Consider the following 14885-nt stretch of genomic DNA (forward strand, 5'->3'; position numbering starts at 1 on the left):
CAGGTGTCGCGTCCTAGTCAACCTTGATCCGTCCGAGCGCCGGTTCGCTCTCCAGCGCCTGCTCCTGGGGAGCGTAGAGGCGCTGGTAGCGGGCCGGCGGCAGCTCGAAGGAGCCTTTCTGCGAGAAGCGCACCAGGTGCTGCAGCACCACGCTGCCCTGCAGGCTGTCCACCGGCACCGCGTAGAGCAGTTGGCCCGGCTCGTTGCGTGCACGCTCCAGGGTCTCGGCTTCCTCGCCACCCAGGCCGGAGATCTTGATGCCCCAGGTGGTGCGCTCGACATCGGCGCCCGGCGGCAGCGGCACTTCGAGCATGCCGTAGCGCAGCGCGCGCTCGCCCTTGCTGGTGAGCACGATGGTGTCCAGGTAGAGGTCGTCGCTGGAGATGTCCTCCGGCTTCACCTCCTCGGCAGTGAAGCTGAAGGGCTCCTCGCCGGGAACCAGGCGCATCAGGCTGCGGGAGATCTCCACGTCCAGCTTCGCCGGGGCGGCCTGGGCGCTGTTGAAGTCCAGGCGCACGTCCACCGGGTGCGGCAGGTCGGCCGGCAGTTCCAGTTCAGCGGGCACGCCCTGGCCCTGCCAGAGCCAGTAGCCTTCGCCGCTGGTGCCTTCGGCCGCGCGCCAGTCGCCCTGGGGCTTGAGCGCGATCTCTTCGTCGTCCTGGCCGAGGGAACGTTGCAGCCAGGTCAGCGCCAGGGCGCGCTCCAGGGTTGCCTGGCCAGGCGCCAGGCGCTTGAGCAGCGCGGCGGCGCGCTGGCGATCGGCACCGTTGACGTACAGCCCGACGGCCTCGGTGAAGGGTTGCTGGCTGGCGGCCAGGCGCTCGCGGGCCGCAGCGGCCTGGGCAGCCAGTGCGTCCGGCACCTTGGCCTGCACCTGGCGCGCCAGGCCGAGGGTGAGCACCCGCGCGGTCGCGAGGCCCAGGGCCGAATCCGGCGCGGCCATCACCAGGCTCTGGCTGCCGTCGTCCGACAGGGCCTGGTCGCTGCCCTCCCCGGCGGCGGCCAGGTCGGCCATCAGGCCCTCCATCAGGGTGTTGACCGGCAGCTGCATCTCGCGGGCGAAGCCGAGGATCAGCGCGCGCTGCAGCAACGGCGTGGTCGGTGCCTGGGCAGCGTAGACGTCCAGCACGCGCTGCCAGTGTTCCGCCGGCAGCTGCACCTCCAGGGCGCGGCTGGCGTACCAGTCGGCATAGTAGGCGTAGGCGGTGAGGAAGGCATCGGCATCCGCCTCGTCGCCCCACCAGGTGAAGGACGCTTCGGGGCCGGCCATCTGCACCAGGCGCAGGCGGCTGTTCTGCATGATCAGGCGCAGGCGGTCGCGCACGCGCGGCTCGCCCTGGGCCAGGGTCGGGTAGGCCAGGGACAGCGGCAGCAGGCGGCTGGCGGTCTGCTCGACGCCGCCGTAGGGGTAGCCGAGCAGGTCATCGAGCGCCCCCTTGAACAGGGAGCGGCCGCTGTCGTCGAGGCGCAGGCGGATGGCGCTGGCGTCGGCCGGCAAGCCCAGCTCGGTCTTGCCGGCGTAGGCGACGACGGTCTTCGCCTGGGCGCTCTGCCAGCCGCTGGCGGCCAGGTGCAGGGCGACGTCCAGGGCATCGACGACCTGGCCGTCCTGAACCAGCTCGGCATGGAAGTCGCCATTCACCAGGGCGGTCTCGGCCAGCGGCAGGTAGTTGATGCCCTTGGCCAGTTCCACCGGAGTGCGCTGTTCCTGGCCGTTGTAGCGGGTCACCAGTTCGGCCTTGGCACCGGTTTCACCCTGGTTGAAGGCGAACAGGCCGAGGGCCGGCTTGTCACCGCCACGGTAGGTGGCCGGGCCGCTCCACTTCAGGTACAGCGGCTTCTCGGAACGCACGAACTGACGCTTCTGGCCGACCTGGCCATCGGCGTTGACGGCGCGGGCGGTGATGCGCCAGCGGGTCAGCGAGTCGGGCATGCGGAAACTGAAGCGCGCCTTGCCGTCGGCATCGGTGACGAGGTCGGGCTCCCAGGCGGCGGTGTCGACTTCCTCGCGGCGCGGGCGCTCCAGCACCTTCACGCCACGGTCGCTGCGGTTGGCGCGGCCCGGGGCGCTGGGCGTGCCGGGCAGGGCCAGGTCGTAGGCGATGAACGACAGGCTGGCGCTGGTGCGCACGTTGTTGCGACGCGGGTGGTAGAAGAACTGGTCGATGCCCGGGGCGATCTCCGGCTGCAGCGCATAGATCATCTCGTCCACCACGCTGACGGTGAGGCGCGAGGCGGTCGGCTTGCCGGCGTAGCGGGTGGTCAGCTCGACGGTGACCAGGTCGCCGGGGCGGGCGTTTTCCTTGTCGGCGACGATCTGGATGTCGATCTGCGGCGTCGCCACCTTGATGCCGGCGTTCTGGAAGCTGTAGTCGCCGCCACGGGTGTAGAGCGCGGAGAAGGTGATGTTCGGCGAGAAGGTCTCGCCCACCGGGATGCGCGCGCGGTACTGGGTATCGGACAGGCGCTCGATCTTCAGCCAGTCGCCGCCCTTGGACAGCAGCGCGGTGGCCTCGACCTTGTCGCGCTCCAGGGTCAGCAGCGCGTCGCTCACCGGCTCGGGGAAGGTGATCAGGGCCAGGGCCTCGTCACCGGCCTGGTACTCGGCCTTGTCCAGCACGATCTCGATGGTGCCGGCCACGGACTTGACGCCATCGCCGCTCACCGAGTGGCCGGTGGCGCCGAGGATCAGGCCGTGCTCGTCCTTGAGGGTGATGCTGTAGGTGCCGGGGCGCTCGAACTTGAGGTCGAAACCTTCGTCCCCTTCGCCCAGGTTGCCGCTGTGGCTGCTCTGGTCCTCCAGGCGTACCCAGTCGTAGCGCGCGGGCTTGAGCTCGGTCGGGCGCTCGCTGCGGTAGGTGAAGCGCACCGACTCGCCGGCGCTGCTGAAGCGCTGCGGGGCGGTCAGGGCGTAGCGGGCAGCGCCACGCTCGATGAGGATTTCCTTGCTGGTCTTGACCCGGTACGCGGCGCCATCGCTGGCGAACACGGTGAGCAGGTAGCGGCTGGGCTTTTCGGCTGCCGGCAGGTCGATCTCGGCACGGCCCTTGGCGTCGGTGGTCAGTTCGCTGGTGCTCAGCTCGATGGGGAACTGGCCGAGGTACTGCAGCTCGTTGTCGATCATCGACAGCTGCTGGGCGCGCAGGCTCAGTTGCAGCTTGGCGTTGGCCACCGGCTTGCCATCCGGGTAGAGCAGCACCAGGGCGCCCTTGACCGGCTCGCCGGTGCGGAAGTCGGGCTTGGCCAGGTCCAGCGACACCTCGAAGTGCGGCTTGATGTACTCGGCGACGCGGAAGGCGCTGCTGTAGACCTGCTCGCGGTAGGTGAAGCGCAGCTCGTAGCCGCCGGCCACGGCGTTCTGCGGCAGCTGGAAGCGGCTGGCGGTGCCGGACCTGGAGTCCAGGTTCAGGTCGAGGGTCTGCAACTGAGTGCCGTTGGCGTCGAGCACGGCGAGCTTGATCGGTGCGGCGCCGGGCGCCACCGAATCGCGGGCGTTCTTGAACTCGCGGCCGACGATCTTCACTTCCACCCAGTCCCCCGGGCGGTACAGCGGGCGGTCGGTGAAGGCGTAGAGCTTGGTGTCGTAGATCTCGCTGTCGTAATAGAAGTTCTCGGAGACGAACACGCCGCCCTCGGCATCCTCGCCCAGCAGGTAGGAACGTTCCGGGCTGGCATGGCCGAGGCGCAGCAGGCCCTCGGCGTCGGTGCTGCCGCTGGTCATCACGCCCAGGCCGTCGGTCCACAGCACCTTGGCCCCGGCGACCGGGGTGCCCTGGTGCTTGTGCGCCGTCCATACCAGCAGCTCGCCGCCGGCGATCTTGCTCACGGCAACGGTGTTGGAAACGAACACCACGGTGGTGGCGCGGTACTTGCCGACGATGGCCTCGGCCAGGTACAGGCCGGGCTTGAGCTTGCCCAGGGGGATGTAGACGTTACCCGGCTGGACGTTGGTGAACTGGCTGGAGGAGCCGGCCAGCTCGACGCCCTTGGGCGGCTCGATGGGCTTGGCTTCCCACAGCGGGTAGCGGAACTGCGCGACCAGGGGCAGGCCCTTCATGGGGGCGTACTGCACCTGCGGGGTGAACTCGGTGGGCTGGCGGATGGCGTCGCCCATCTTCAGCTCGGGCGCTTCCTCGGTGACCTGCTTGCGCGACTCGTAGGAGAAGGCGCGCTGCATCACCCGCCGCGACTTGCGGTACCAGTTGTCCCACAGGTAGCCGAGGGTGTTGGACAGGCCCTCGCCCTTGAAGTCGCCCTCGGCGACCACCCGGTGCAGGTTCTTCTGGCGCTTGAGGAAGTCCAGCGGGTTGTCGATGCGGTACACCCGCACGTCGACGCCACCGTAGCCTTCCATGCGGTAGCGGCGGTAGTCGCGGCCTGGTGCTTCGAGGCGCACCCTGGCCACCTCGTCGGTGGCGAAGCTGCTGTCGGCCAGGAGGAAGAAGGATTCCCCCGAGAGCGGCGTGTAACCGCTGGACGGCACCTCGTCATCGGCCTGGGCGCTGCCGAAGGGCAAGGCCAGGGCGAGCAGGGTCGCCGCCGACAGGGTGGCGGCGCGGCGCAGCAGGCGGGCGGCAATCATCGGGAGAGGAAGTGCAGCCGATAGATGCCGATAAAGTTGGGGTTGGATTCGTCGGGGATCCATCGGGTGTCCTTCCATGTCATGAGTTGTTGCAGGCTCACGGAGCGCATGCCGTTATCGGTCGGCGTGGTGGTTCCGGTGTGGTACGCGATGTCGCGCCCCATCCAGATCATCAGGTGCTGCTCGTCGCCCTGGTCGAAGAAGATCAGGTCGCCGGGCCGCGCCTGGTTGAGGTCGCGGCCGGCGAACCGGCTGTTGTACTGGATCAGCTTGATGGCATTCACATAGGGCCCGACCTTGCCGCCGCCCTGCTGCCAGGTCTGTGCCAGGCGGCGCTGGCCGTCGGTCAGGTCCAGCTCCGGCGGCAGGTAGCGGTTGGACAGGCCGTTGGCGCGCAGCCACTTGCCGTCGTGGGGTTTGAGCGCCTCGTTGGCGGCAAAGCGCACCAGGCCGGCGCAGTCCTGCTGGTGCCAGCGCGGGCTCGGCCCCTGGCGCAGCTGCTCCTGGGCGATGCGCACGAACCAGGCGCGGAACACCTGGGACTGCTCGGCGTCCAGCGCGGGGACGTCCTCGGCGCGCACGGCCAGGCTCCACGCCATCAACAGCGCGGCAAGGCCCAGCGGCAGGCGAGCCAGGGTGCGGGTCACAGCGGGCGCCACTCCAGCGGCAGCCATTGCCGGTCGGAGCCGGTCTTGGTGCCCTCAGGCAGCGCCAGGGCGTACTTGCCATGGCCACCCAGGGCCCGCAGCTTGGGCAGCAGGTGGGTTTCGGCCGCGTTGCGGAACACCGGTTCGTAGTTGCTCGGCAGGCTGTCGAGGGTTTCGCGCTCGAGCAGCTTGGACAGGCCGTCGGGGGCCATGAAGGCCGGCACCAGGGCGTCCTTGGGCAGGGTCTCGGCCAGCGGCGGGAAGCGCTTGTCGAGGGTATCCAGGCCCTTGGTCACCAGCTTGTCGTCGAGGGAGAACAGCAGGGTGTCGCCATGGCGCGCCAGGCTCACCCGGAAGAAGCCGCTGGAGCCCAGGGCGTCCGGGTTGGCGTTCTCGCTGGCCGGGTACTGGCCGAAGTTGGAGCCGACATCGCGGGTCCAGCGCCGGGTCTCGCCCTGGGTCTGGTCGTCCACCGGGAAGCGGCCGCCCTCGACATAGGGTTCGTAGGCGCCGATCACCGAGCCGAACAGGCCCTCGATGGCGGTATCCAGTTCAGGCGTCACCTTCTCGCCCAGCTGGGTGACCAGCAGCGGCGAGTGCAGGCGCGATTCGGCGTACCAGCAGAGGCCGGCCGCGCCGTTCAGGCGTTTCTCCAGCTCGGCGGCGACCTCCTTGCCGGCACCGACGCGGTCCAGCAGCTTGCCGGGCACGCCCGGTGCCACCGGCAGGGCGACGCAGGCGCTGGCGCCCATCGGCATGGCCTTCCAGATGGGGGCGAAGTCGAAGGCCGGCTGGTCGTCGACGTCGTTGAGGGCGACGTAGCTGTGCCAGCCCTTGTCGTCCATCTCGAAACGCAGCCCGGCGAAGGACGGGAAGAAGCGCTGGTAGCCGAAGGCGACGTACTCGCCGCCCAGGGCGATGCGCTGCTGCTCGGTGCCACGGGCATCCAGGCCGAAGCGCTCGGGGAAGGGGTTCTCGCCGTCCAGCAGGGATTCCACCGACTCGGTGGCGTCCTTGGCCAACTGGCCGGCTTCATCCATCAGCATGCCGGGGCTGGACAGCACCAGCAGCTTGTCGCCGTGGCTGGCCAGCAGCACGGAGCGGTCGCCCAGGTAGCTCAGGCGGTAGAGCGGCACGGCATCGCCGTCCACGCGCAGCTCGCCGGCCTGGCTCAGTTGGCTGTCGTCGAGGGCGACGTGGGCCAGGGGCTCCAGCACCCGCGCCAGGCCACCGCGCTCGATGGTCAGCAGCACGTGCTTGAGCTTGCCGTCGGCGCCGCGCCACAGGGCGACTTCGGCGGGCTGGTCGAGCAACTCGTCCAGCAGCGTGTCCTGCAGCTTGAGGTCACGCTCGTAGATGATCCGCCGCAGGCTGCCGGCGAGCCCGAGGCGGTCGGCGTTGTCCTGGTAGTAGAAGACGAAGTCCTCGGTCAGGGTGTCGCGCAAGAGCGGCACGGCGAGGATGTCCTTGGGCAGGCGGCTCAGCGAGACGCTCTCGATCAGCGCATCGGGGCGCTTGAGGTCGAGGCCCAGGGCACTCTTCTCGGCCAGCTCGCGCGGCGGTTCCTTCGAGCACCCGCCCAGCAGGCCGAAGGCGGCCAGCGGCAGCAGCAGGCCGGCGGCCAGGGCGCGCGGGTGGCGTGCCAGGACCGGGCGGCGGGCCGGTTCGGGTGTGGTGGTCTGGCTCATGTCGAATAACCCCAGTTCATCCAAGCGTCGGGACATCAGAAATTGAAGGATTTGACGAGCAGCAGCTCGCCGATGGCACGCAACGGGACGAGGAAGCTCTCGCGCTTCTCATTCACGGTGTTCTCGTTGAACACCAGGCTGATCTGCGAGGTGATCACCTCGTTCTGGTTGCTGCCGGCGTCGAAGTTGTAGCCGCCGGCGCCCAGGTTGCCCCAGTAGTTGACGTACACCAGGTAGGTGCCGTGCAGCGGCGCGGTCATGGTGAACATCTCCGGCCCCGGGCCGTCGACGCTGTCGGTGTCCAGGCCGCCGCCGTTGCTCATCACCGGGTCCGCCCAGAAGGCATGCTGGCCGTCGGGGGTGATGATGTGCAGGTCGAGCTCGGCCTTGGGGTCGTCCCAGCCAAGCACGACGCGCAGGCGCGCCGGGGTGCGATGGGTGTTGGCCTCGTAGAACTGCACGCGGCGGAGGGACTTGCCATCGCCGGACACCAGCTCGACGCCGTTGGAGCCGGCGCCGAAGGCGTAGGGGCGGACGAAGCGGCCCTGGTCGTCGGTGTAGAGAGGCAGCGGGTTGCCGTTGACCACCAGGCGGTGCGGCTGGCGCACCTGGCCGAGGTTGGCCAGGCGGCCTTCGATCAGGGTGCGGTTGCGCTGGCCGCCTCGGTCGATGGGCGGCGTGGGGTAGGCGACGGCGGGGTTCTCGCTGCGGTCCAGCAGCCCGGCGTAGCGCCAGCCGGCGGTCGGCCCCTCCAGCGTCGCAGACGGTTCTGCAGCCTGGGCCAGGGAAGCCAGGAACGTCAGGCAGAGCAGGAAGGGGGCGCGCATGTTTAATCCTTTAATGGCGCAAAGGCGCTGATGCTAGAGCCTGATGGGGAGCCGCGCAATCCGGGGCGATGAGGAGTCGGAAGTCCCTCACAATTTGAAACATCTAACCCCGGAAAGCTAGATCAGCCCCATCAGCTGCAACGTCAGCAGGCCGACGTTGGTGGTGATCACCGCCGCCAGCGTGGTGATCACGATGATCGCCGCCGCCAGTTCGTGATTGCCGTTCACCGCGCGCGCCATGACGAAGCTGGCCGCCGCCGTGGGGCTGGCGAAATAGAGGAAGAGGATCGCCAGTTCGGCATTGCGGAAGCCGCAGGCCCAGGCGCCGAGCGTGGCCACCAGGGGCAGCCAGACCATCTTCATCAGGCTGGCGCTCAGCGCCATCGGCCCGCTCGCGCGCAGGGAGGCCAGGGACAGGGTGCCGCCGATGCAGATCAGCGCGAGCGGCAGGGTCATCTGCGCGAAATACTCGCCGGAGGTGACCACCCAGGCCGGCAGCGGCAACTGCAGGTAGGCCACCGGGATGGCCGCCAGCACACCGATGATCAGCGGGTTGCCGAGGATGCTCTTGGACAGGCTCCAGGGGTCGGTCTTGGCGTTGGGCGCGTAGAGGGCCAGCACCACCGAGGACAGGGTGTTGTAGCAGAGGATCACCACGCCCCCGAGCACCCCACCCACCGAGAGCCCGTAGTCGCCGTACATGCTGGTGGCCAGGGCCAGACCGATGATGCCGTTGTTGCCGCGGAAGGCACCCTGGGTGTAGACGCCGCGGTCCGCCTTCGGCACCCGCCAGGTCGCCCAGAGCCAGGCCAGGCCGAAGCACATCAGCGTGGCCAGGACGAAGTAGCCGATCAGCCGGGGCTGCAACGCCGTGCGCAGGTCGGCCTGGACGATGGCGAGAAACAGCATGGTCGGCATGGTGCCGCGGAACACCAGCGAGGAGGCGGTATCGATGAAGGGCGCGTCGATCCAGCGCAGGCGACGCAGCAGCACACCAAGGAAAAGCATGGAAAAGACCGGCGCGGTGATGCCGATGATTTGCTGGACGACGGCGAACATGGAAAGGCCTGGCGCGCGGGGATAGTTAGGCGGCTAAGGATAACCAAGTCGGGGCGGCAAGTGGCTTTCGTGAAGCTTTCAGGGCAGAGAAAAGCCAGCCCATGGCGTTAGGGGAAAGCCCGATCGCGAATGAATTCGCTTCTACAATGACCAGCCGGGCCAGCACATGGGCATGATCGCTGCGTAGGGTGGAGGTCGCTCTTCACCTCCACCAAGCGGGGCCAGGATCGGCACAAGGTCGTGCCTGGGGCTCCGTATCGTTGGGCTTCGTCCCTCAGCCCAACCTACGAGCCGAGGTCGCCCCGACGAAAGCGATGACGTAGCCCGGACTTCAGTCCGGGACATGTCGGCGGCCGCACTCCGGGCTGAAGCCCGGGCTACGGGGAACCGCGCTTCGGCGTCAGCGACGCACCGGGCGCTTCTGCAGCTTGCGCTGCAAGGTGCGGCGGTGCATGCCCAGGGCACGGGCGGTGGCGGAGATGTTGCCATCGTGCTCGGCCAGCACCCGCTGGATGTGCTCCCACTGCAGGCGGTCCACCGACATCGGGTTTTCCGGCACCAGGGTGTCCAGGTCGGCATGCTGGGACAGCAGCGCGGTCAGCACGTCGTCGGCATCGGCCGGCTTGCACAGGTAGTTGGTGGCGCCGCGCTTGATGGCTTCCACGGCGGTGGCAATGCTCGAATAGCCGGTGAGGATCACCACGCGCATCTCCGGGTCCAGCTCCAGCAGCTTGGGCAGCAGCACCAGGCCGGAGTCGCCCTCCATCTTCAGGTCGAGCACGGCGTAGTCGGGCAGGTCGTCCCTGGCCAGGACCAGGCCTTCCTCGGCCGAGCCGGCGACCGAGACCCGCAGGCCACGGCGACTCATGGCACGGGCCATGACACGGGTGAAGGTGGCGTCGTCGTCCACCAGCAGCAGGTGGGGCTGTTCTTCGCCTTCGATCAGGGGTTCATCGCTCATTTGGACTCCTCGCGGATTCAAGCTCAGACAACGCCGTAACCACGGGGCAGGCGCAACTCGGTGAGGGTACCGCCATCTTCATGGTTGTACAGCTTCACGGTTCCGCCGGCGCGGGTGACGCTGGCCTGGCTGAGGAACAGGCCGAGGCCGAAGCCCTTGCCCTTGGTGGTGAAGAAGGGCCGGCCGAGCTGTTCGGCGATGGCCAGGGGCACGCCGGCGCCATGGTCACGGATGCTCAGCACCATCCACTGGTGATCCCAGTTGATGCGGATGTCGAGCTTGTCCGGGCAGGCGTCGGCAGCATTGTTCAACAGGTTCAGCAGGGCCTGGGTCAGGTCGGCCGGCGGCATGAGCCGGGGCGGCTGGCCGATGCCCAGGCACTGGTAGCGATAGGTGGCCTCGGGGCGCATCAGGTGCCAGCGGTTGAGGGTGACTTCCATCCACTCCACCACCGATTGCTCCACCACCGCCTGGCGTCGATCCGCCTCGGCGGCACGCACCAGCTGCTGCAGGGTGTCCTTGCACAGGCGCACCTGCTCCTGCAGCAGGGCCAGGTCATCCTGCAGGGACGGCTTGTCGCCGTATTCCTGGCGCAGTTCCTTGAGCAGCACGCTCATGGTCGCCAGCGGCGTGCCCAGCTCATGGGCGGCGCCGGCGGCCTGGGTGGCCACGGCCAGCAGCTGCTGGTCGCGCATGCCCTCTTCCCGGCGCACGGACTGCAGCTGGTCCTGCCGACGCAGCTCCTCGGTCATCCGTGCGGCGAAGAAGGTGATCAGCGCAGCAGCCAGGGCGAAGCTCAGCCACATGCCGTAGATCAGCAGGGTCTCGCGCTGGGCCACCGGCATCTCCAGCGGGTGGAACCACACCAGCAGCAGGGTGTAGGCGGCAAGCGCCATGCCTGCCAGCACCAGGGTGTAGAGCCAGGGCAGCGTGGCGGCGGCGATGGTCAGCGGCACCAGGTAGTAGGAAACGAAGGGGTTGGTCGAGCCGCCCGAGTAATAGAGCAGCACGCTGTGGATGACCAGGTCGCAGGCCAGCTGCACCGAATACTCAAGCTCGGTGACCGGCCAGGGCCCGCGCAGGCGCAGGGCGGTGCTCAGGCACAGGATGACCGATACACCGAGGGTGACCGACAGCTCCAGCCAGGGCAGCTGCAGCAGCTGGGCCTTGTAGGCGAGCCCCACCGAACCGGCCTGGGCGGCCAGCACGAGGATGCGGATGAAGGTCAGGCGCAGCAGGTTCTGCCGGCTGGCGGACAAGAGGGGCAAGGGTTCGAGCATGGGCACTCCAAGGCGTCGGCGGAGTATAACCAAGGCGTCGCGCGCTCCGCTGATATGCGTCAACTCGCCGCATCGTCGCATGCCTTCCGTCGGCCGACGACGGGGCTTCGTTCCACTGGCCCTGCCCGGAACGCAAAAAAATGTTCCGGGTCTTAACCCCGATCGCAGCGGACCTGCGTCTAACCCCGTGACTGCTGCACAATCCGTGCACCCACTGCCTCTCACAAGGAGCCGTTATGCAAGCCATCACCCGCCTCGCCGCTGCCATCACCCTGTGCGCCGCGACCTTCGGCAGCCTCTGCGCCCAGGCCGAGGACGCCCGCTACAACCAGGTGGCGCTGCGCGCCGAGGTCAGCCAGGAAGTGGCCCACGACCTGATGCACGTGACCCTCTACAGCGAATCCCAGAGCGCCGACCCGGCCAAGCTCGCCGCCGAAATCACCCGCACCATCAACGCCGCGGTGGAGAAGGCCCGCGCCACCAATGGCGTATCGGTAAGCCTGGGCAGCCGCAACAGCTACCCGGTCTACGACGACAAGGGCCAGAAGATCACCGGCTGGCGCGAGCGCGCCGAACTGCGCCTGGAAAGCCCCGACTTCGCCACCCTCTCCCAGCTCAGCGCCGACCTGATGGGCACCCTGAAGATGGGCGGCATGGACTTCAGCATCGCCGACCCGACCCGCAAGAAGAACGAGGACGCCCTGATCAAGCAGGCCGTGGATGCCTTCAAGGCCCGTGCCCAGCTGGCCACGGAAGCCCTCGGCGGCAGCGGCTACAAGCTGGTCAGCCTCAACCTCAACAGCGCCGGCTTCCAGCCGCAGCCGGTGATGATGCGCGCCATGGCCGCCAAGTCGTCGATGTACGACAGCGCCCCGGCACCGGAAGTCGAGGCCGGTACCAGCCGGGTGACCGTCAACGCCGACGGCGTCATTGAGGTGCAGATGCCCTGATTCCGGGCGGGAGCCGCGCTGCAACGGCGCGGCTCCCTTTCATTCCCGCGCCCCTCATTTGCATATTTGCGACACCGCCTTACACCTTCGTCACAGCTTCTACACTCTCCCCTGCCCTCGGCTTGCCTCAGGCATGTGCCGTGCATAGGTTCTTGCAAGGTCCCTCACGAAGGGACCCCTCACGATGACAACCACAACAAGACATGAGGTCAAAATGCGTAAAAACGCCGTCATCCAAGCGCTGCTCGCCGCCGGCCTGATCGCCGCCGCCCCGCTCGCCAGCGCCGCCAGCAACCTGGTCTTCTGTTCCGAAGGCAGCCCCGCTGGCTTCGACCCCGGCCAGTACACCACCGGCACCGACTTCGACGCGGGGGCCGAAGCGGTCTTCAACCGCCTCACCCAGTTCGAGCGCGGCGGCACAGCGGTCGAACCCGGCCTGGCGGAGAAATGGGACATCTCCGACGACGGCCTGACCTACACCTTCCACCTGCGCCCGGGCGTTAAGTTCCACAGCACCGACTACTTCAAGCCCACCCGCGAATTCAACGCCGACGACGTGCTCTTCACCTTCCAGCGCATGCTCGACAAGGACCACCCCTTCCGCAAGGCGTACCCCACCGAGTTCCCCTACTTCACCGACATGGGCATGGACGCCAACATCGCCAAGCTGGAGAAGCTCGACGCGCACACCGTGCGCTTCACCCTCAACACCGTGGACGCAGCCTTCATCCAGAACATGGCCATGAGCTTCGCCTCCATCCACTCCGCCGAATACGCCGACCAGCTGCTCAAGGCCGGCAAGGCCGCCGACCTCAACCAGAAGCCCATCGGCACCGGCCCCTTCGTCTTCAGCCGTTACCAGAAGGACGCGCAGATCCGCTACAAGGGCAACAAGGACTACTGGAAGCCCGAGGACGTGAAGATCGACAACCTGATCTTCGCCATCAACGCCGACGCCTCGGTGCGCTACCAGAAGCTCAAGGCCGGTGAATGCCAGATCACCGCCTACCCGCGCCCGGCCGACCTCGACGCCATGCGCAAGGACCCCAAGCTCGACGTGCCCCAGCAGGCCGGCTTCAACGTCGGCTACATCGCCTACAACATCGAGCACAAACCCTTCGACAAGCTCGAAGTGCGCCAGGCGCTGGACATGGCGGTGAACAAGCCGGCCATCATCAAGGCCGTCTACCAGGGCTCCGGCCAGCTCGCCACCAACGGCATGCCGCCAACCCAGTGGTCCTACGACGACAGCATCAAGGATCCCGCCTACGACCCCGAGAAGGCCAAGGCCCTGCTCAAGGCCGCCGGTGTCGCCGAAGGCACCGAGATCACCCTCTGGGCCATGCCCGTGCAGCGCCCCTACAACCCCAACGCCAAGCTGATGGCCGAAATGCTCCAGGCCGACTGGGCCAAGATCGGCATCAAGGCCAAGATCGTTTCCTACGAGTGGGGCGAGTACAACAAGCGCGCCAAGGCCGGCGAGCACGACGCCCTGCTGATCGGCTGGACCGGCGACAACGGGGACCCGGACAACTGGCTCGGCGTGCTCTACGGCTGCGATGCCATCGGCGGCAACAACTACTCGCGCTGGTGCGACAAGGGCTACGACAAGCTGATCAAGGAGGGCAAGGCGGTCACCGACAAGGACAAGCGCACCGCCCTCTATAAAGAAGCCCAGCAGATCCTCAAGCGTGAAGTGCCGATCACCCCGATCGCCCACTCCACCGTCAACCAGCCCATGAGCAAGGCGGTGAAGGACTTCCGCATCAGCCCCTTCGGCCTCAACTCCTTCTACGGCGTCAGCGTCGAGAAGTAAGCCGTATCGGCGGGGCCGCCCGGCCCCGCCCCTCCACCCCGAAGGGAAGCACCATGCGCCGATGCCTGTCGTCCCTCGCCCTGCTCCTGCCGCTTGCCTGCAACGCCGCCAGCTCCCTGGTGGTCTGCACCGAAGCCAGCCCCGAAGGCTTCGACATCGTCCAGTTCACCGCCGCCACCACGGGCGATGCCGCCGCCGAGACGATCTTCGACCGCCTGGTGCAGTTCGCCCCCGGCAGCACCCGCCTGCAGCCGGGCCTCGCCGAGCGCTGGGACATCAGCCCGGACGGCCTCACTTACGACTTCCAGCTGCGCCGCGGCGTGAAGTTCCACACCACGCCCTGGTTCACCCCCAGCCGCGAATTCAACGCCGACGACGTGCTCTGGAGCTTCCAGCGCCAGCTCGACCCCAAGCATCCCTGGCACGAACTCTCGCCACGGGGCTTCCCCTATGCCGAATCCATGGCCTTCGCCCAGTTGATCGAACGCATCGAGAAGCTCGACGAGCACCGCGTGCGCTTCGTCCTGCGCCACCCCGAGGCGCCCTTCCTCGCCGACCTGGCCATGGGCTTCACCTCCATCTACTCCGCCGAATACGCCGCCAGGCTGCTGGCCGCCGGCACGCCCGACGCGCTCAACAGCCAGCCGGTGGGCACCGGGCCCTTCGTCTTCCAGCGCTACGCCAAGGACGCCCAGGTGCGTTTCTTCGCCAACCCCGACTACTGGAACGGCAAGCCGCCGAGCGAGCGCCTGCTGCTGGCCATCACCCCCGACCCGAACGTGCGCATCCAGCAACTGCGCGCCGGCGCCTGCCAGGTGGCCCTCTACCCCAAGCCCACCGACGTGCCCGCCCTGCGCGGCGCGCCCGGCGTGAAGCTGGTTGAGCAGGATGCACTGATGGTCGCCTACGTCGCCCTCAACACCCGCCACCCGCCGCTGGACGACGTGCGCGTGCGCCAGGCGATCAACCTCGCCTTCGACAGGAAGTCCTACATCCGCGCCCAGTACGGCGAAGGCGCGGCCAGCGCTGCGGTCAACCCCTACCCCGCCACCCTGCTGGGCTACAACAGCGACCT

At 68.0% G+C, this 14885-nt stretch carries 10 protein-coding genes; 3 read left to right on the top strand and 7 right to left on the bottom strand.

The window, feature by feature from the left end; genetic code table 11:
* Positions 1–13: 13 nt before the first annotated feature.
* The 7 genes from DMX10_RS25190 to DMX10_RS25220 form a co-directional block, all read right to left on the bottom strand.
* Positions 14–4582, bottom strand: a complete 4569-nt coding sequence (locus tag DMX10_RS25190; protein WP_111263665.1) for an alpha-2-macroglobulin — start codon at positions 4580–4582, stop codon at positions 14–16.
* The gene (locus tag DMX10_RS25195; protein WP_111263666.1) at positions 4579–5256 is read right to left on the bottom strand and encodes a DUF1175 domain-containing protein; all 678 of its coding nucleotides are present in this window, start codon (positions 5254–5256) and stop codon (positions 4579–4581) included. Before DMX10_RS25195 ends, DMX10_RS25190 begins: the two co-directional genes overlap by 4 nt.
* A complete protein-coding gene (locus DMX10_RS25200) occupies positions 5226–6917 on the bottom strand; it encodes a DUF2138 domain-containing protein (RefSeq protein WP_111263667.1) in 1692 nt (563 codons plus the stop codon). Before DMX10_RS25200 ends, DMX10_RS25195 begins: the two co-directional genes overlap by 31 nt.
* A gap of 35 nt (positions 6918–6952) precedes the next feature.
* The gene (locus DMX10_RS25205) at positions 6953–7744 is read right to left on the bottom strand and encodes a YfaP family protein (protein ID WP_111263668.1); all 792 of its coding nucleotides are present in this window, start codon (positions 7742–7744) and stop codon (positions 6953–6955) included.
* Positions 7745–7861: 117 nt separating this feature from the next.
* Positions 7862–8803 carry an AEC family transporter gene (locus DMX10_RS25210; RefSeq protein ID WP_111263669.1) on the bottom strand — a complete coding sequence of 314 codons (942 nt, stop codon included), beginning with the start codon at positions 8801–8803 and terminating at the stop codon, positions 7862–7864.
* A 400-nt stretch (positions 8804–9203) separates the two neighbouring features.
* A complete protein-coding gene (locus DMX10_RS25215; protein ID WP_111263670.1) occupies positions 9204–9764 on the bottom strand; it encodes a response regulator transcription factor in 561 nt (186 codons plus the stop codon).
* 23 nt (positions 9765–9787) lie between these two features.
* Complete coding sequence (locus DMX10_RS25220; protein WP_111263671.1) at positions 9788–11044, bottom strand: ATP-binding protein; 1257 nt, start codon at positions 11042–11044, stop codon at positions 9788–9790.
* Between the two features lie 236 nt (positions 11045–11280).
* Between DMX10_RS25220 and DMX10_RS25225 the strand changes: the two genes are divergently transcribed.
* The 3 genes from DMX10_RS25225 to DMX10_RS25235 form a co-directional block, all read left to right on the top strand.
* Positions 11281–11994, top strand: coding sequence for an SIMPL domain-containing protein (locus tag DMX10_RS25225; RefSeq protein WP_111263672.1), 714 nt, complete (start codon positions 11281–11283; stop codon positions 11992–11994).
* 214 nt (positions 11995–12208) lie between these two features.
* The gene (locus DMX10_RS25230) at positions 12209–13810 is read left to right on the top strand and encodes an ABC transporter substrate-binding protein (RefSeq protein WP_111263673.1); all 1602 of its coding nucleotides are present in this window, start codon (positions 12209–12211) and stop codon (positions 13808–13810) included.
* A 53-nt stretch (positions 13811–13863) separates the two neighbouring features.
* Positions 13864–14885: ABC transporter substrate-binding protein (locus tag DMX10_RS25235; RefSeq protein ID WP_256604859.1), on the top strand; the 1022-nt coding region annotated here is incomplete at its 3' end.

The sequence above is a fragment of the Pseudomonas sp. 57B-090624 genome, from assembly GCF_003234055.1.
Classification (GTDB): Bacteria; Pseudomonadota; Gammaproteobacteria; order Pseudomonadales; family Pseudomonadaceae; genus Metapseudomonas; species Metapseudomonas tohonis.

What these genes read in the sequence shown, in the direction of transcription:
- DMX10_RS25220 (WP_111263671.1), bottom strand. Translation starts at nt 11,044, where the DNA reads ATGCTCGAACCCTTGCCCCTCTTGTCCGCCAGCCGGCAGAACCTGCTG.
- DMX10_RS25225 (WP_111263672.1), top strand. Translation starts at nt 11,281, where the DNA reads ATGCAAGCCATCACCCGCCTCGCCGCTGCCATCACCCTGTGCGCCGCG.
- DMX10_RS25215 (WP_111263670.1), bottom strand. Translation starts at nt 9,764, where the DNA reads ATGAGCGATGAACCCCTGATCGAAGGCGAAGAACAGCCCCACCTGCTG.
- DMX10_RS25205 (WP_111263668.1), bottom strand. Translation starts at nt 7,744, where the DNA reads ATGCGCGCCCCCTTCCTGCTCTGCCTGACGTTCCTGGCTTCCCTGGCC.
- DMX10_RS25190 (WP_111263665.1), bottom strand. Translation starts at nt 4,582, where the DNA reads ATGATTGCCGCCCGCCTGCTGCGCCGCGCCGCCACCCTGTCGGCGGCG.
- DMX10_RS25200 (WP_111263667.1), bottom strand. Translation starts at nt 6,917, where the DNA reads ATGAGCCAGACCACCACACCCGAACCGGCCCGCCGCCCGGTCCTGGCA.
- DMX10_RS25230 (WP_111263673.1), top strand. Translation starts at nt 12,209, where the DNA reads ATGCGTAAAAACGCCGTCATCCAAGCGCTGCTCGCCGCCGGCCTGATC.
- DMX10_RS25210 (WP_111263669.1), bottom strand. Translation starts at nt 8,803, where the DNA reads ATGTTCGCCGTCGTCCAGCAAATCATCGGCATCACCGCGCCGGTCTTT.
- DMX10_RS25195 (WP_111263666.1), bottom strand. Translation starts at nt 5,256, where the DNA reads ATGGCTGCCGCTGGAGTGGCGCCCGCTGTGACCCGCACCCTGGCTCGC.